We start from the raw sequence: 15,136 nt of genomic DNA, 5'->3' as shown, positions 1-15,136 counted from the left end.
TCTTTCGAGGCACTTGTGCTAAAGCCCTGCCAAAGTGAATCACTCGGGGGACAGCATGGCGCTGAAGGAAAATGACGTGAACTGGTTCCGGCCGCTCTGGCGCCGGGCTGCGGTGGCCATTTTCCTGGCCGTCTGGCTCGGCTGGGAACTGCTCTATACGCGCGATCAGTTCTGGTCGGTCCTGGTCGGCCTGGCACTGGCCTATGTGCTGTGGAATTTCTTCTACAAGTTTCCCAAGGAGGAGCCGAACAATGAGCAAATCCCCCCTCCTCGTCCGTCCGACGAGAACGACCGGCAGGATCCATGACGTCACCCCGGCCTCGGCCGGCTGGTCACATGTGGGCTTCGGGCTGCATCGGCTGACGCCTGGCCAGGCTTATGGCGAGAGCACCGACGGGCGAGAGGTGTGCCTCGTGATCGTCGCGGGCAAGGGCCGGTTTGCCGTCGACGGCGAAAACTTTGGCGAACTGGGCGAGCGGATGAGCCCTTTTGATGGTGCCCCCTGGGCCATCTACGTTCCGGCAGGCCGCGATTGGGCCGTCGTTGCGTCAACTGACCTGGAACTGGCCATCTGTTCGGCGCCGGGCGGTGGCGACTTCCACGCCAAGGTCATTCCCCCGGGTACGCATCCGCGCATCAGCCGGGGCAAGGGCGCCAATGTGCGTCACGTCTATAACATCATGCCTGAAGATGACGGGTCGGCCCATTCGCTGCTGGTCGTGGAGGTCATTACCCCGCAGGGCAATACCTCGTCCTATCCGCCGCACAAGCACGACCAGGACAACCTGCCCCATGAAAGCCAGCTTGAAGAGACCTACTATCACCGCATGAACCCGCCGCAGGGCTTCGCATTTCAGCGTGTCTATACCGACGAGCGCGACCTCGACGAGTCCATGGCCATTGACGATGGCGACGTGACGCTGGTGCCGCGTGGCTATCACCCGGTGGCGACGACCGCGGGCTACGATCTTTACTACCTCAACGTCATGGCCGGACCGAAGCGTGTGTGGAAATTCCACAATGCGCCGGAGCATGAGTGGATGTTGAAGTAACTCTGGCGCCTAGACGTGCTGATCGAAGAGGATGGCATTCCCATCCGGATCTGCAAGCATGAAGCTGGCCGGACCCTTCGTTGACGGATCTGCTCTGGTGACGAACTCGACCCCGTGCTGCTCCAACTGCGACTGCAGATCTCGTATGTCCGTGAATTTCTCGAGCGGTTGCGCCTGGCTGTTCCAGCCGGGGTTGAAGGTAAGAATATTGCTGTCGAACATGCCTTGGAACAGTCCGATTACGTGGTCGCCGTTCTTCATGATGAGCCAATTTTGGGTCTCGTCTCCCATGTAAGAGACAAAACCTAGTTTCTCGTAGAAGGCTTTCGAGGCGGCAATATCCTTGACGGCAAGGCTTACGGAAAAGGCGCCAATCTGCATCGCGGTTCTCCCTTTGCCGGCAATTTTATGATTGCCGGCACAATGGATCAACCGGGACGCTAGCGTCCCTGGAAGACCGAACGATCGGCCAGCGGTCCTGTGACTTCGCTGAGCTTGACTGCCCTGCCCTCCTGCACCGATTTCAGCGCCGCATCGGCAAGCGCCAGGGCGATCAGCCCATCGGCACCGCTGGGCGAAGCCGGGGACTTGCTCTCAACGCAATCGATGAACGCGCTGATTTCGCGGGCATAGGCTTCGGTGTAGCGGGTCATGAAGAAATCGTGGAGCGGCGGACGGGTATAACCGTTGCCATTGGCAATCTCGATCGAGACCGGACGCTGGTTTTCGGCGGAAACAGCGCCCCCTGACCCATGCACTTCGATTCGCTGGTCATAGCCATAGGTGGCACGGCGCGAGTTCGAAATGGTCGCGTGTTTGCCCGAGGCCGTGAACAACATCAGCGAGGCACTGTCGTAATCGCCGGCCTCGCCAATTGCCTTGTCCACCAGAACCGAGGCCTGCGCGGAAACCGACTCGATTTCCTCGCCGAGCAGGTAACGTGCCATGTCCAGGTCATGGATGGTCATGTCCCGGAAAATGCCGCCGGACCGCTTCACATAGTCTGCCGGGGGCGCGCCGGGGTCGCGGGAAACGATAGTGACCATTTCCACATCGCCGATCTGACCGGCCTCGATAGCCTGTTTGACCGCCTGGAAGTGCGGATCGAAGCGGCGATTGAAGCCGACCATCAACGTGGCGCCTTCGGCATCGACGGTCTTGAGGCACTGTTTGACGCGCTCGACATCGAGGTCAATCGGCTTCTCGCAGAAGATCGCCTTGCCCGCTCTCGCGAAGCGCTCGATCAGGTCGGCATGGGTATCCGTGGGCGTACAGATGATAACGGCGTCGATATCAGCGGCCGCTTCGATTGCGTCTATCGTGCGGACTTCGGCGCCGTATTGCGCGGCCAGATCGGATGCCGCTTTGGGCATGGCATCCGCTACGGCAACGAGACTTGCCTGGGGGGTGGACGTGACAGCCTTTGCATGAACCTTGCCAATGCGGCCGGCGCCCAGAAGCCCAAAACGAACAGTCATTCGGGGAAAACTCCACCCTGTGAGCCGGCACGCTGCCGCCCAAAACATGATGGAACAGATAGACTGTTTTGCCGATCAATGGAACAGAAATTCCATGGCGAGCAGGTAAGTCGGGCCTTTCCTGTTTGGGCGTTCTTGAGTGCTAGTGCTCTCGCGCCCGCTCCAGGATTCGCTTGCATTCCAGCAGGTCCCGAAGGACTTCGGAGAGCTTGTTTCGCGACTCTTCGTCCAGGGCAGGACTGGCGAGCATGGTGGCTTCTTCGAGCTCCGCCTCGTCTCCCGCGGCCTCGGCCTGTTCGATCAGGGGCAGGATTTCATCCAGTCCCTTGCCTTCGCCGACGGCAATCACATAGCGCGGGCCCTGATCCTTGAGGATCTTCTGGACACCCTTGATGGTAAAACCCTGATCGTAGAGCAGATGCCGAATGCCGCGCAGCAGCATGACATCGTCAGGGCGATAATAGCGGCGCCCGCCACCGCGCTTCAGTGGCTTGATGGTGGCGAAGCGTGTCTCCCAGAAACGGAGCACGTGCTGAGGCAGATCGAGCTCCTCAGCGGCCTCCGAAATGGTGCGGAACGCGTCCGGCGACTTGTCCAAACAGCGACTCCCCCTGGAAAGAAAGCCTTATTTACCAGAGGTGACCATAGACTTGTTGATCTTGGACTTCAACACATTGGACGGTTTGAACACAAGAACCTGCCGGGGCAGGATCGGCACTTCCTCGCCAGTCTTGGGATTGCGGCCTATTCGTTCGTTTTTCGATCGAACCTGAAAAGACCCGAATGACGACAATTTCACGTTCTGACCGGCAACCAGAGCGTCCGTGACCAGTTCGAGCACGCGCTCCACAAGTTCTGCCGATTCGGTTCGGGACAGACCAACCATGCCATACACGGCCTCCGCAAGGTCGGCCCGCGTTACGGTCTTCTGCGTCATTCATATCCCCCTCAAGTGAGCCTGGATCGATTGGCCTTGCGGTTTAGGCAGGACCTCCCTCCAGACGACGCACGTGACCTTCCGTGGCGCCGACCAGAAACGACCCTGCCCGATCGAGGACCGCAAACGCTTAAGCGCCTGGTGCCCACAATTGTTCCACCCGGAAATCAGACTAACGCCTTGAAACGTCTATGGTCAATGCACGTTTGATCGCTACCAGCGAATGAGGGAGGCACCCCATGTGAAGCCGCCGCCCATGGCTTCGATCATCACCAAATCGCCCCGCTTGATCCGGCCGTCAGCCACGGCCACGCTGAGCGCCAGAGGGACGGAGGCGGCCGAAGTGTTGGCGTGCCGGTCAACGGTGGCCACAACCTTCTCGGTCGGCAAGCCGAGCTTGGCGCCGGCCCCGTCGATGATGCGTTTATTGGCCTGGTGGGGCACGAACCAGTCGAGATCATCCACCGTGTAGCCGGACTGCTCGAGCGTGGCATAGACCACGTCCGTGATCTTGCCGACCGCATGGCGGAAGACCTCTGGACCCTGCATATGGACGTGCCCGGTCGTGCCGGTCGTGGACGGCCCGCCATCTACATAGAGCTTGTCCCAATATTGCCCGTCCGAGCGCAACGCCGATGCAAGAACCCCCTGCTCGGGCGCATCTTCGGCCAGGTCCACGCGCTCCATGACAACCGCCCCGGCGCCGTCGCCGAAGAGGACGCAGGTGGTGCGATCGGTCCAATCCAGCAGCCGCGAAAATGTCTCGGCGCCGATGACCACGACGCGGCGGGCCAGTCCGTTCTTGATGTAGCTGTCCGCGGTCGTGACCGCATAGACAAATCCTGAGCAGACGGCCTGGATGTCGAAGGCAAAGCCGTGGCGCATGCCGAGCTTGTTCTGCACAAGGGTCGCAGCCGAGGGAAATGTATAGTCCGGTGTCGTTGTGGCGACGATGATGAGATCGATGTCGTCCGGCGTCAGACCGGCATCGGACAGGGCATTGCGCGCCGCGGCAACCGCAAGGTCGGACGTGAATTCGCCCTCGGCCGCGATGTGGCGCTGCCGGATACCGACCCGCTGCTGGATCCACTCGTCGGAGGTGTCGACGGTCTTGGCCAACTCTTCGTTGGAGACGACCCGTGCCGGCAGGTAGCTGCCAACTCCACGAATGACGGAACGTATTCTGGTCACGCCGACTTTGCCTCGGAATCATTGGGCGGGACTGGCTCCGCCTTGTTGATAGGGAAACGCTGCATCGTGTCGCCGACCTTGTCCATGAGCTTGCTGCGCGCCATTTCATAGGCCAAACCGAGGGCGCTTTTGTAGCCGATTTCGTCTGTTCCGCCGTGGGACTTGATGACAATGCCGTTAAGACCCATGAACACGCCGCCATTGACGGTCCTGGGGTCCATTTTGCGCCGCAGCGCATTGAGCGCGGAGGTGGCAAAGAGTGCGCCGATGCGGCTCATCAGGTTGGATTTGAGAGCGCTGCGCAGATAGTAGCCGACCTGGCGGGCCGTACCCTCCGCAGTCTTGAGGGCAATATTGCCGACAAAACCTTCAGTCACCACCACATCGACAGTACCCTTGCCGATGTCGTCGCCTTCGACGAAGCCGTGATAGGTGAAGCCGGCCCCACTGGCCTGGGTGAGGACGCGGCCGGCTTCTTTGATGGACTCAAGGCCCTTCACTTCCTCGGTTCCCACATTCAGCAACCCCACGGAGGGACTGTCAGAATCGAACAATGCGCGAGCCAGGGCCGATCCGAGAATGGCATAGTCCACGAGCTGCTGGGCGTCGGCGCCAATGGTCGCGCCCATGTCGAGCACGATGATGTCGGAGCGCAGCGTCGGCCAGATGGCAGCGATACCGGGGCGGGAAATCCCCTCCATTGGCCTGAGGCAGAAGGTCGCCATGGCCATCAGGGCACCGGTATTGCCGCCGGAAATGGCCACATCAGCCTCGCCGTCCTTCACGGACTGAATTGCCATCCACATGGATGACGTGCCCTTGCCCTTGCGCAGGGCCTGGCTGGGCTTCTCGTCCATCGCGATGACGGTCTCACAGTGACGCACTGTGGACACCGGCTTCAGCGCAGGAAACTCCTCGATCAAGGGATCGATCTGGTCTTTCAGGCCATGAAAGACGAAGCGCGTATTCTTGCGTTCCTTGAGGGCCAGATGGGCGCCATGGATAACCGCGCGGGGCGCATTGTCGCCACCCATGGCATCCACGGAAATCGTAATAGAATCGGTCATTTCAGCCCGTATTTTGGCCCCTTAGGGCAGGCCTGCAACATATCCCATCATCGAGTCGGTGCAAGCCCCGATCCCCAGGAGACCACCTGCCCCGGCCGCCACCGGGCAGACACTGCAGTGAATTGGGGGATGGGAACTCTAGGATTTCTCGCCATCATCGCGCTTTAGCGCGGCAAGCTTGGCGAAGGCTCCGCCTTCCGGCCCCTCCGGCTTGAGATCGAGATCGGTCAGGGATTCGCCTTCAAGGCGCGGATAGGGATCGAGGGCAAGGGCCAGCGTCTCGAGTACAAGGGCGCTCAAATCTACTTCGGGCCCCTCGATATGATCGGGGAAGTCATCATCTTCTAGATCGACATAGATTTCCGAACCCGGGGCCGCCGGCTTGTCCCGGCCGGCGGGCAGGAAGACGCGGTCTATCTCTTCGGAAACGGTTTGGGACACCGGGCTCTGGGTGACGACCGATGCCTGAGTGACCCTCGCCTCAAGCCGTCCCTGGGCCCGCAAGCCGCCCCTCAGCGGAACCACGGTGAGCTTGGCCACAAATTGCTCGACCGAGAGAATGTTCATCGCCTCGGCAATCGCGGCGCGCGTTGCCGCGTCCGCGTCGATGGACACCGACCTGCCCGAGGCAGGCAGCTTGTCGATGCGAACGACGGCATCGAACAGCGGTGCGTTTTTCTCGCTCATGCGGCAATGCCGAAGTTCAGGTGCCCAGCGAGAATGCCCGCCGGATTCTGTGCGGCCAGATCGGCGTCCCGGGCCAACAGATAGGCCGCCAATTCCTGGGCATGGACCTGCTGATCGGCGTCGAAGACGTTGCGCGCCAAAACGCCCGCCAAAGCATCGCGATCGTTTCTATCCATGGCCTCGCTCATCGCGGCCAACATGCCAAAGAAGATGTTGCCCATCTTCTGAATCTTCTTGGGAATGCCGAGATCGGTCACACCCATTTCGCGAAGGGAGCGGTCCATGTCCTTGAAAAACAGGTCGAACACCGCCTGGCTGAAGGCCTTGGACTCCTCGGATTCCTTGCGCAACCGGCGAAACAGCAGCGCCAGGTGCAGGCTGATCATGTCGAAACGGCCGGTGACCGTGTCCGGCACGCCCCACTCGGCATAGAAAAGCGGCTGCCGGGATTGCGCCACAATGGAATTATAGACGGCGTAAACCGGCTCTGTGGCAGAGTTCTTGCGAAACAAGGACCAGATCATGGGATTGCGCTCGGCACCTTTGTGGGTCAAACACGGGCAAATGAGGCTGCCGGGCCATTGCCAGCTTGCCAGATCAGCAGGTTGACAGCTACACATTCCGGCGGCCATTGGGCACGCGCCTGATTGTCACGCCTATAGTCGAGAGCCACTGGGAAAGTCAAATTCATGCCCTTGCGTCTTGCCAAAGCTTCCGTTGCCGCCGCCGTGCTGGCCGTTGCCCTTGCCGGCTGCACCAGCAGCACGTCGCTCGTCACCAAGCGCACACAGGGCTATGAGATTCCCGACAGCGCACTGCAGCAGATTCGTCCCGGCCAGAGCCAGCAACTCGTTACCCTGGTGCTGGGCTCGCCGCAGTCGACCAATACATTCGGCGACCAGTCCGCGTGGTACTATGTCGAGACCAAAGTACAGCAGACCTCGTTCGGCATGACCATGGTGCAGGAACGCACCGTTCTCGCGGTCTATTTCGACCGGAACAAGAAGGTGGTCGACAAGGCCGTCTATGGCCTGACCGACGGAAAGGTCGTGACCATCGAAAGCCGCCGCACGCCGTCATTCGGCGAAGACCGGACATTTATCGAATCGATCATGTCCTCGTTCTAGGAACGGCGCACAGATTTCAATGAAGGCCCCGGCTTCCCCCGGGGCCTTTTTTGTTCAGGCGGGGGCGCGGCGCCAGGTGCCCAGGCCAAGCAGGACGATCGCAAGGCAGGCGACGGGAATGGCGATCACGTTGATGGCTTCCCAACCCAGCAATTGCAGCAGAAAGCCCGAGCTGAGCGAGGCAATCGCGCTGGCGCCAAACACCACCTGCTCGTTGACCGCTTGCACCCTGCCCGCCTCCTGTGGCCGGTAGCTCGCGGCGAGCATGGACGTTGAGCCGATAAAGCCGAAATTCCAGCCAATACCCAGCAGGACCAGGGTCGCGGTGAAATGGGCCACTGTGATGCCGTTGAGCGCAATGACCGCGCAGGCAATGATCAGCAGTAATCCCAGGGCCGTCACCAATGCGGCACCGAGGCGCTTGATGATGGCACCGGTCACAAAGCTGGGCGCGAACATGGCGACCACGTGCCACTGGATCACGCCCGCCGCCTCGCTGGGCGAATGCCCGCACAAATGCACCATGGCCAGTGGGGCCGCGACCATGATCAGGGTCATCAGCGCATAGCTCAGCGAAGCGCCCAGCATCGGCAGGACGATTTCCGGCAAACGCAACAATTGCGACAGGGGGCGCCCCACATCTGTCGCTCCGCCCGGCGCCACTGTTGGCGCCAGTCTGGTTCCGGACAGGACCAGAACCGACACCAGGGACAGTGCCGCGATGACCATGAAACTGGCGGCATACTCGGCGCCCGGGATCCAGGTGCGGGTCAATGCGCTCAATTGCGGGCCAAAGAATCCTGCAGCGACGCCGCCGAACATGACCCAGGAAATCGCCTGGCTCTTGAACTGGGGCGCGACGCTATCCGCAGCGGCGAACCGCACCTGCTGCATGAAGGCGCCCGATACGCCGACAAGGAAAAGGCCGGCCGCAAACAGGTAGAACTGGCCCAGGATCACCGCCACTGTCGCCACGACCGAGGCCGGAATACCGATGGCGGCGCCCAGCATCAGTCCGCGGGTGCGCCCCAGGCGGTAGATGATCATTGTGGCCGTGGAGGTCGCCAGAGCCAGCCCCACGATCATGGCCGTGACCGGCAAGGTCGCCGCCGCCTGATCAGGTGCGAAATTGACGGCCGCCAGGGCGGCGACCGACATGATGATCGAAGAGTTCGAGCCGCCCAGCGCCTGGACGACCGACAGCAAGCCGATATTGCGAATGGATTGGCTGCGACTGTCGGGCATCTTTGTTCCTTAGCTGGCAGCCCAAACCGTGCGCCGCCGGCCAAATCGCGTCAATGCCGATTTCCCTCTCAGACGAGGTCCGAGCCAACCTGCTTGGCAATCGCGTCGAGCGTTGCATTCACCAGGCCCGAGGCGTCGTCCTCGTAGAAAGCACGGGCCACGTCGACATATTCGGTGATGACGACACGGGCGGGAATGTCCCGGCGACGCAGCAATTCGAAAGTGGCGGCGCGCAGAATGGCTCGCAAGGTGGCATCAACGCGTTCGATAGGCCAGGATTCGGCAAGGGCCTTGTCGACCGCCGGATCGATGTCGAGTTGGTGGCGCGTTACACCGGTGACGATCTGCCGGAAGAAGTCGGCGTCTGCCGGCAGGTACTGTTCGCCCTCGATCTCGCGACCCAGATGAAAGGCGCCGAACTGGGCCAGCGTATCCTCAAGGGTCGTGCGGCCCACATCCATCTGGTAGAGCGCCTGCACTGCAGCAAGGCGTGCAGCGCCGCGCTGATTGGCCGGGCGCTGGGCGCCGGGGTCGCGTTTGGGGTGTTCAGTCATCTAATCGTTCAGCTTCGCCTTCACATCGGCCAGGGCCAATGCGGCCCGCGCCGCATCGCCACCCCTGTCCTGATCGTTCACATGCGCCCTGATCCAGGCCTGAGCCTCGTTCTCCACCGTCAGAATGCCGATGCCGAGCGGCAGGGCGTCAACGACGGCGAGTTCGGCAAGAGCGCGGATGCTTTCACCGGCCACCGCAACATAGTGGTTGGTCTGGCCGCGAATAACACATCCAAGAGCCACATAGCCGTCAAAGCGTCCAGTCTCAAGTGCCATTGCGATAGCGACCGGTACTTCCATGGCGCTGGGGACGGCGACGGACTCGTGCGTCGCACCGGCCTTTTCGAGAACGGCCTGGGCGCCCCGCTTCAGTTCATCGACGATGGCAGGGTAGGATCGGCCCTCGACGATCAGGAAATGCAATCCCTTGCCGGCGCCTTCGGGCAAGGTGAATTTGACACCATAGGAATCCACGGCGACCTCCATGCTGACCCGTGCGGCGGGTATTGAACCATCCTAGCGCAAAAGATGCACCGGGAGCACTCAAACCCTTGCGGGCAATGAATGATCCGTTGCCGCCTGTCTCGATGGGGTCAGTATTCGTCGGGGGAAATGGCGTCGTCCTGCGCCAGCTCGGCAAGGAAGGACCGGAAGTCGTCGGCCGAGGCGAAGTTCTTGTAAACACTCGCAAAACGGACGAAGGCCACGTCGTCGAGACCCTTCAGCCCCTCCATGACAAACTCGCCGATCTGGTCGGAGGTGATCTCCACGTCACCCAGGCTTTCGAGTTGCCGCACGATGCCGGAAATCATGCGCTCGACGCGCTCGGGATCAACCGCGCGCTTGCGGGTGGCGGTGCTGACCGAGCGGGTCAATTTTTCCCGGTCGAACGGGACTTTCCGGCCGGTTTTCTTGACGACGGTCAACTCGCGCAACTGCACGCGTTCGAAGGTGGTGAAGCGGCCGCCGCAGGCATTGCACACGCGGCGGCGACGGATAGCCCCCGAATCTTCGGTCGGGCGGCTATCCTTCACCTGGGTATCGTCATTGCCGCAATAAGGGCAGCGCATTGTTAGCGTTTACTCTCGCACTTAGCCGTAAATGGGGAAGCGTTCGGTCAGCGTTTGTACCTTTTCGCGAACCCCAGCTTCCACGGCACCATTGTTGTCGTCGCCATTGGTCTTGAGGCCATCGAGAACCTCGATGATCAGCTCGCCGACCTGCTTGAATTCGGCCTCGCCGAAACCACGGGTCGTCCCTGCCGGGGTGCCGAGGCGGACACCGGAGGTGATGGCCGGCTTTTCCGGATCGAAGGGAACGGCATTCTTGTTGCAGGTGATGTGGGCGCGGCCCAGGGCATTCTCGGTGGCCTTGCCGGTGAGGCCCTTGGGGCGCAGGTCGACCAGCATCAGGTGATTGTCGGTGCCCCCGGAGACGATGTCGACACCGCCCTTTACCAGGGTCTCGGCCAGCACCTGGGCGTTGGCGACGACCTGGCGGGCATAGGCCTTGAACTCGGGCTGCAGCGCTTCCTTGAAGGCCACGGCCTTAGCGGCGATGACGTGCATGAGCGGTCCGCCCTGGATGCCCGGGAAGATGGCCGAATTGATCTTCTTGGCAATGTCCTCGTCATTGGTGAGGATCAGGCCGCCGCGCGGACCACGCAGGGTCTTGTGGGTGGTGGTGGTCGCCACATGCGCATGGGGGAACGGGCTCGGATAGGTGCCGCCGGCAACAAGGCCGGCCACATGGGCCATGTCGACGAAGAGATAGGCACCGACCTCGTCGGCAATGGCCCGGAACTCGGCCCAGTCCATGATGCGCGAATAGGCGGAGAAGCCGGCGACGATCATCTTCGGCTTGTGCTCGCGGGCCAGGCTGCGCACCTGATCCATGTCAACGCGGCCATCCTGCTGGCGCAGCCCGTACTGGATGGCGTTGAACCACTTGCCGGACTGATTGGGGCGGGCGCCGTGCGTCAGGTGACCACCAGCATCCAGCGACATGCCCAGAATAGTATCGCCGGGCTGGATCAGCGCCTGATAGACACCCTGGTTGGCCTGCGAGCCGGAATTGGGCTGCACATTGGCGAAGCTGGTGCCAAAGAGCTCTTTGGCGCGCTCGATGGCGAGGGATTCGGCGATGTCGACGAACTGGCAGCCGCCATAGTAGCGCTTGCCCGGATAGCCCTCGGCATATTTGTTGGTCAGCACCGACCCCTGCGCTTCCAGCACGGCCTGGGACACGATGTTCTCCGAGGCGATCAGCTCGATCTCATGCTGCTGGCGACCCAGTTCCTTTGCGATCGCGTCGGCGATCTCCGGATCGGTCTCGGCAACGGAATTGGTGAAGAATTTCGGGAAAAGCGAAGAGGTCATTGCGCTACTCACTGAACGTTGGGGTCGCGGGTGATGAGGGCGTTCGGGCCTGCCGTGCCTTTATCACGCGGCTCGCCGCGATTCCAAGGCCAGTGATGCGGGGTGGAACGAAGTTCATCGGGCTCCCGTGGTTGCGGATGGGTGCCCAGGCGAGCGGCTCACTGAGGTTCGCGTTCCCCGATGGTTGCCCATCTCTTCTCGCCAGTTGCGCGAACGCGTTCTTTATGGCGGAGAACTGGGGCGGTGAAAAGAGGAAAGCGCAGTCAGGCGAACTTGCCGCGCGCCGGCGGGGTAGAACCAGTGTCGTCCTGCTCGAGCTTGCGCTTGAGCTTGGCCATGGCGACACGCTGCATCTGCAGGCGCGTGGCGTTGAGCGGCGTGATGACGACGACTTCGACCCCGGTCGCCTCATCAATGGCTGACACGCGCATCTGCTGACCGATCTGGACGAATTCGAACAGGACGTCGCCGGGCATCGCTCCCCTCCCCCAGGCACCTTACGAAATCTTCGGGCCGAGTCGCGCGACAAAACATTCCGGCACAAAGAAAACGGAGGTCCGCGCGCTCGCGAACCTCCGCATGGAAATCACACCCGGACCTGCGGCCGATTAGCCGAAGCTGACCTTGCCCTGGGCGTCGAATTCGTAGACGTCGTCGCGGAAGCTGACGGTGCCCTGGCGGTTGGCCCAGGCGGTGATGTATGTCGTGTGGATCGGAACCTTGCCCCTGACGTCGACATCGAGACGCTGCAGGGAGTCGAAGGTGGCATCGACCTTGGTCTGATCCCAATCGCCATTGTCGCGCAGCAGCCAATTGACCAGCTGGTTGACGCCTTCCACGCGCACGCAACCGGAGGAATGGAAGCGGGCGTTTTCACCAAACAGCGCCTTTGACGGCGTGTCGTGGAGATAGACGTCATGGGGATTGTGGAAGTTGATCTTGCAGTGGCCCATGGAGTTGGCAGCGCCGGGCTCCTGGCGATACATGTAGTTGACTTCGGAATCGCTGATATTGGCCCAATTGATCGTGGACGGATCAATCGTATTGCCGCTGCCATCGTAGATGAAGATGTTCTGCTCAGCGAGGTAGTTCGGGTTTTCCATCATGTACTTGGTCAGATCCTTGCGGACCAGCGACTTGGGAACATGCCAGTAGGGATTGAAATTGATCTGGTGGATACTGCTGGCCAGGATCGGCGTAGCGCGGTCCACGCGGCCAACAACGGCGGTGTGACGCTGCTCGACCATGCCGCCGGCAACAGCCTCGATCGTTGCCGCCGGGATATTGACGACGACGTAGCGCTCACTCAGCTGCGCGGCCATGTTCTGAACGCGGGTGAAGTTGAGGTAGAGCTGCTGGAGGCGCGTGGCGGCCGGGACATTGAGCGCATACCAGGTCGCTTCATCGACGACACCGGTTACCTGCAGGCCGTGCCGGGCCTGGAAGGCGCGGACGGCGCGATCGGTGTTCTGGTCGAAGACGTCGTCGGCATATTCCACGAGCACCATGTCGCCCGAGGAAATCAGCCGGCGCTTCAGCGCAACCGCCGCCGGGGACGCCTTGCCCAGATTGAGCTGATAGGCCTGCTGGGGGATTTCTTCCCAACCACCGGCGGCCACGAAGGGCTCGTACTGGGAGATGGCCAGCTGCAGATTGTGCACGGTATCGAAGGACAGAATTGGTTCATTGGTGGCGATGAGCGCCTCGGCCGCAGCCGTATTGCCATCGCGGTCCGCATCGCGCAGCACGCGATTGCGGTTCATCATGTCCGACAAGGATTCCTGGGCCCGCGCCGGCAGCGCTGCCGCCGCACCCGCCAGAGCCATTGATCCGATGAATTTTCTTCTGTTCAGCCGCATTCCGTCACCTAAGCATCGCGCCGCCCCAATGCGCCGATATCATTTGCGTTGCGCGGCCCACAACAGTCTCAACCGGTTGTGAACCACACTGTGAAGTCGGCACATATAAGCGGGAAATGGTTTCCAACACCCCAATTTCCGCTGCACGCACTATAAGGCACAAATAAGAAAGCGCCGACCCGGAGGTCAGCGCTGCCCAGCAAGTGTGGCATGGAGGCAACACGCACCACCAGCCGGTTTCTTATTTCCGCCCTGCGGAAGGATCAGAGCTTGTAGAGGATCTGGTCGACCCAGAAGCGCTCGAGACGGGCCAGGGCCTTGTTGAGATTGTCGAATTCCTCGTCGCCCAGTCCGCCGACCTTGTCGATGGACTTGAGGTGACGGTCATAGAGTTCGTCGATGACCTCGGCCACTTCCTCGCCCTTGGGGGTCAGCTTGATGCGGACCGAACGGCGATCGGTGCGCGAACGCTCCTGGAAGATATAGCCGGTCTCAACGAGCTTCTTGAGATTGTAGGACACATTGGAGCCGAGATAGTAGCCGCGGGACCGCAGCTCACCGGCAGTCAGTTCGGCATCGCCGATGTTGAACATCAGCAGGGCCTGAACGGGATTGATGTCATCCCAGCCCATGCGGTCGAACTCGTCCTTGATCAGATCGAGCAGGCGCCGGTGGAGGCGCTCGACACGGGAAACTGCTTCGAGATAGAGCGGCTTGAGACTGCCGCCAGTTTCCGGGATGAGCGCCTCGGCCGCGTTCGACTTGATTGCCATTTGTGCCTCACTGTTCAATTTGTGTGCGATTTTTCGCATCTCATGAGGCCAAACTACGGCACGCTTTCTAAGATCGCCCTAAGCAGCGTGATTAAGAGCATCTTACTGGAATGCAATGAGAATTTGGCTTAATGGCACCTTACACCTGGTGATAAAACTGTAACCTTTCCAAGGCGTGAAAGCCCCCTTTACGGAGCCTTCACGCTAACTGGCGGAGAGGCCGGAGAATGTCATGGTGACCTTGCGAGCGGCGCGGGCACCTTCTGCTCTATCGGCAGAGCCGGGGCCGGGAACACCCCCTCCGAGCTTCGCCAAGGCCCTGCGGGCCAAGCTGCGCTTGCCTCCCCCTTCAAGGGTGAGGTGGGATCGGAGCTGAGTGTTAGTCGGCCAGGGCCCGGCTGAAGCGCAGGCTCAGCGCAAAGATGGCGAGCATCGAGACGAGCAGCACGATGCGCATGGCAAAGCCCAGGGCGCTCATCCGCACGTCGCCACTACCGAGCACATTGAGCAGCAATTCGACGGCCGTCGCGCCCACCAGAAGCACCGCGCCCCAACTGGCCTTGATCCATAGACCCACCGCCGCAAACAGCCGGGCCAGCGAGAACACGCCGAGGCTGATAAAGGCCGTGAAGCCCATGGAGGTCACCGGACTGGTGTCACCGGCATTGACCCCGAGCAGGCGGGCGGCATCGCTCAGCCCGAGGAACAGGGCGAGAATGGCGAGGATGCGGACATAGATGCCGAGACTGGAGGCCTGGAAAAGCATGGCCGGTGTGATAGCCCGGCCA

General features: G+C 61.3%; 20 protein-coding genes and 1 riboswitch. Of the genes, 3 read left to right on the top strand and 17 right to left on the bottom strand.

Annotated features, from left to right (window positions below; translation table 11 throughout):
• Window positions 1-55: 55 nt before the first annotated feature.
• Window positions 56-307 (top strand): hypothetical protein, encoded by a 252-nt coding sequence (locus tag KIT02_RS01655; protein ID WP_297581424.1) that lies wholly within the window; start codon window positions 56-58, stop codon window positions 305-307.
• Window positions 252-1,052, top strand: a complete 801-nt coding sequence (gene iolB / locus KIT02_RS01650; RefSeq protein WP_297581420.1) for a 5-deoxy-glucuronate isomerase — start codon at window positions 252-254, stop codon at window positions 1,050-1,052. The genes KIT02_RS01655 and iolB overlap by 56 nt, the downstream gene beginning before the upstream one ends.
• 9 nt (window positions 1,053-1,061) lie before the next feature.
• Here iolB and KIT02_RS01645 read toward each other — a convergent pair whose 3' ends face one another.
• The 8 genes from KIT02_RS01645 to KIT02_RS01610 form a co-directional block, all read right to left on the bottom strand.
• Window positions 1,062-1,433: a VOC family protein gene (locus KIT02_RS01645; RefSeq protein WP_297581418.1), complete on the bottom strand. Its 372-nt coding sequence runs from the start codon at window positions 1,431-1,433 to the stop codon at window positions 1,062-1,064.
• A 59-nt stretch (window positions 1,434-1,492) separates the two neighbouring features.
• Window positions 1,493-2,530 (bottom strand): inositol 2-dehydrogenase, encoded by a 1,038-nt coding sequence (iolG, locus tag KIT02_RS01640; RefSeq protein ID WP_297581416.1) that lies wholly within the window; start codon window positions 2,528-2,530, stop codon window positions 1,493-1,495.
• Window positions 2,531-2,672: 142 nt separating this feature from the next.
• Window positions 2,673-3,128 carry a MerR family transcriptional regulator gene (locus tag KIT02_RS01635; RefSeq protein ID WP_297581414.1) on the bottom strand — a complete coding sequence of 152 codons (456 nt, stop codon included), beginning with the start codon at window positions 3,126-3,128 and terminating at the stop codon, window positions 2,673-2,675.
• A 27-nt stretch (window positions 3,129-3,155) separates the two neighbouring features.
• Window positions 3,156-3,467, bottom strand: coding sequence for an integration host factor subunit alpha (locus KIT02_RS01630; protein ID WP_297581412.1), 312 nt, complete (start codon window positions 3,465-3,467; stop codon window positions 3,156-3,158).
• Window positions 3,468-3,680: 213 nt separating this feature from the next.
• On the bottom strand, window positions 3,681-4,649 hold the full coding sequence (locus KIT02_RS01625; protein ID WP_297585063.1) for a beta-ketoacyl-ACP synthase III: 969 nt from the start codon (window positions 4,647-4,649) through the stop codon (window positions 3,681-3,683).
• Between the two features lie 5 nt (window positions 4,650-4,654).
• Complete coding sequence (gene plsX / locus KIT02_RS01620) at window positions 4,655-5,725, bottom strand: phosphate acyltransferase PlsX (protein ID WP_297581410.1); 1,071 nt, start codon at window positions 5,723-5,725, stop codon at window positions 4,655-4,657.
• A 138-nt stretch (window positions 5,726-5,863) separates the two neighbouring features.
• The gene (locus tag KIT02_RS01615; RefSeq protein WP_297581407.1) at window positions 5,864-6,412 is read right to left on the bottom strand and encodes a DUF177 domain-containing protein; all 549 of its coding nucleotides are present in this window, start codon (window positions 6,410-6,412) and stop codon (window positions 5,864-5,866) included.
• Window positions 6,409-7,044 carry a ubiquinol-cytochrome C chaperone family protein gene (locus KIT02_RS01610; RefSeq protein ID WP_297581404.1) on the bottom strand — a complete coding sequence of 212 codons (636 nt, stop codon included), beginning with the start codon at window positions 7,042-7,044 and terminating at the stop codon, window positions 6,409-6,411. The genes KIT02_RS01615 and KIT02_RS01610 overlap by 4 nt, the downstream gene beginning before the upstream one ends.
• A gap of 57 nt (window positions 7,045-7,101) precedes the next feature.
• Between KIT02_RS01610 and bamE the strand changes: the two genes are divergently transcribed.
• A complete protein-coding gene (gene bamE / locus KIT02_RS01605) occupies window positions 7,102-7,539 on the top strand; it encodes an outer membrane protein assembly factor BamE (RefSeq protein ID WP_297581400.1) in 438 nt (145 codons plus the stop codon).
• 54 nt (window positions 7,540-7,593) lie between these two features.
• On the opposite strand, the gene KIT02_RS01600 is transcribed toward bamE, so the two are convergent.
• The 9 genes from KIT02_RS01600 to KIT02_RS01560 all read right to left on the bottom strand — a co-directional run bounded on the left by KIT02_RS01600 (window position 7,594) and on the right by KIT02_RS01560 (window position 15,114).
• Complete coding sequence (locus KIT02_RS01600; RefSeq protein ID WP_297581397.1) at window positions 7,594-8,784, bottom strand: MFS transporter; 1,191 nt, start codon at window positions 8,782-8,784, stop codon at window positions 7,594-7,596.
• A 68-nt stretch (window positions 8,785-8,852) separates the two neighbouring features.
• Complete coding sequence (gene nusB, locus KIT02_RS01595) at window positions 8,853-9,338, bottom strand: transcription antitermination factor NusB (RefSeq protein WP_297581394.1); 486 nt, start codon at window positions 9,336-9,338, stop codon at window positions 8,853-8,855.
• Window positions 9,339-9,812: a 6,7-dimethyl-8-ribityllumazine synthase gene (ribH, locus tag KIT02_RS01590; protein ID WP_297581391.1), complete on the bottom strand. Its 474-nt coding sequence runs from the start codon at window positions 9,810-9,812 to the stop codon at window positions 9,339-9,341. It abuts the gene before it with no gap.
• A gap of 119 nt (window positions 9,813-9,931) precedes the next feature.
• Complete coding sequence (gene nrdR, locus KIT02_RS01585; RefSeq protein ID WP_297581388.1) at window positions 9,932-10,408, bottom strand: transcriptional regulator NrdR; 477 nt, start codon at window positions 10,406-10,408, stop codon at window positions 9,932-9,934.
• A 21-nt stretch (window positions 10,409-10,429) separates the two neighbouring features.
• Window positions 10,430-11,716, bottom strand: a complete 1,287-nt coding sequence (gene glyA, locus KIT02_RS01580) for a serine hydroxymethyltransferase (protein ID WP_297581386.1) — start codon at window positions 11,714-11,716, stop codon at window positions 10,430-10,432.
• A 136-nt stretch (window positions 11,717-11,852) separates the two neighbouring features.
• A riboswitch (ZMP/ZTP riboswitch) is annotated at window positions 11,853-11,935 on the bottom strand.
• A gap of 44 nt (window positions 11,936-11,979) precedes the next feature.
• Window positions 11,980-12,192 (bottom strand): serine hydroxymethyltransferase, encoded by a 213-nt coding sequence (locus KIT02_RS01575; RefSeq protein WP_297581384.1) that lies wholly within the window; start codon window positions 12,190-12,192, stop codon window positions 11,980-11,982.
• Window positions 12,193-12,324: 132 nt separating this feature from the next.
• Window positions 12,325-13,575 carry a L,D-transpeptidase family protein gene (locus KIT02_RS01570; protein WP_297581380.1) on the bottom strand — a complete coding sequence of 417 codons (1,251 nt, stop codon included), beginning with the start codon at window positions 13,573-13,575 and terminating at the stop codon, window positions 12,325-12,327.
• Window positions 13,576-13,838: 263 nt separating this feature from the next.
• Window positions 13,839-14,348 carry a winged helix DNA-binding protein gene (locus KIT02_RS01565; RefSeq protein WP_297581378.1) on the bottom strand — a complete coding sequence of 170 codons (510 nt, stop codon included), beginning with the start codon at window positions 14,346-14,348 and terminating at the stop codon, window positions 13,839-13,841.
• 379 nt (window positions 14,349-14,727) lie between these two features.
• Window positions 14,728-15,114 carry a hypothetical protein gene (locus tag KIT02_RS01560; protein WP_297581375.1) on the bottom strand — a complete coding sequence of 129 codons (387 nt, stop codon included), beginning with the start codon at window positions 15,112-15,114 and terminating at the stop codon, window positions 14,728-14,730.
• Between the last annotated feature and the right edge of the window lie 22 nt (window positions 15,115-15,136).

The organism is Devosia sp. (assembly GCF_025809055.1).
Taxonomy (GTDB): Bacteria; Pseudomonadota; Alphaproteobacteria; order Rhizobiales; family Devosiaceae; genus Devosia.
Note: the sequence above shows the minus strand (reverse complement) of the source record. Positions and strands in the feature narration are given on the sequence as shown.

Excerpts from the sequence above, each read along its gene's own strand:
- iolB (WP_297581420.1), top strand. The coding sequence starts at position 252 with ATGAGCAAATCCCCCCTCCTCGTCCGTCCGACGAGAACGACCGGCAGG.
- KIT02_RS01645 (WP_297581418.1), bottom strand. The coding sequence starts at position 1,433 with ATGCAGATTGGCGCCTTTTCCGTAAGCCTTGCCGTCAAGGATATTGCC.
- KIT02_RS01575 (WP_297581384.1), bottom strand. The coding sequence starts at position 12,192 with ATGCCCGGCGACGTCCTGTTCGAATTCGTCCAGATCGGTCAGCAGATG.
- KIT02_RS01600 (WP_297581397.1), bottom strand. The coding sequence starts at position 8,784 with ATGCCCGACAGTCGCAGCCAATCCATTCGCAATATCGGCTTGCTGTCG.
- KIT02_RS01615 (WP_297581407.1), bottom strand. The coding sequence starts at position 6,412 with ATGAGCGAGAAAAACGCACCGCTGTTCGATGCCGTCGTTCGCATCGAC.
- nusB (WP_297581394.1), bottom strand. The coding sequence starts at position 9,338 with ATGACTGAACACCCCAAACGCGACCCCGGCGCCCAGCGCCCGGCCAAT.
- plsX (WP_297581410.1), bottom strand. The coding sequence starts at position 5,725 with ATGACCGATTCTATTACGATTTCCGTGGATGCCATGGGTGGCGACAAT.
- glyA (WP_297581386.1), bottom strand. The coding sequence starts at position 11,716 with ATGACCTCTTCGCTTTTCCCGAAATTCTTCACCAATTCCGTTGCCGAG.
- nrdR (WP_297581388.1), bottom strand. The coding sequence starts at position 10,408 with ATGCGCTGCCCTTATTGCGGCAATGACGATACCCAGGTGAAGGATAGC.
- KIT02_RS01560 (WP_297581375.1), bottom strand. The coding sequence starts at position 15,114 with ATGCTTTTCCAGGCCTCCAGTCTCGGCATCTATGTCCGCATCCTCGCC.
- iolG (WP_297581416.1), bottom strand. The coding sequence starts at position 2,530 with ATGACTGTTCGTTTTGGGCTTCTGGGCGCCGGCCGCATTGGCAAGGTT.
- KIT02_RS01565 (WP_297581378.1), bottom strand. The coding sequence starts at position 14,348 with ATGGCAATCAAGTCGAACGCGGCCGAGGCGCTCATCCCGGAAACTGGC.
- KIT02_RS01655 (WP_297581424.1), top strand. The coding sequence starts at position 56 with ATGGCGCTGAAGGAAAATGACGTGAACTGGTTCCGGCCGCTCTGGCGC.
- KIT02_RS01570 (WP_297581380.1), bottom strand. The coding sequence starts at position 13,575 with ATGCGGCTGAACAGAAGAAAATTCATCGGATCAATGGCTCTGGCGGGT.
- KIT02_RS01610 (WP_297581404.1), bottom strand. The coding sequence starts at position 7,044 with ATGGCCGCCGGAATGTGTAGCTGTCAACCTGCTGATCTGGCAAGCTGG.
- bamE (WP_297581400.1), top strand. The coding sequence starts at position 7,102 with ATGCCCTTGCGTCTTGCCAAAGCTTCCGTTGCCGCCGCCGTGCTGGCC.
- KIT02_RS01630 (WP_297581412.1), bottom strand. The coding sequence starts at position 3,467 with ATGACGCAGAAGACCGTAACGCGGGCCGACCTTGCGGAGGCCGTGTAT.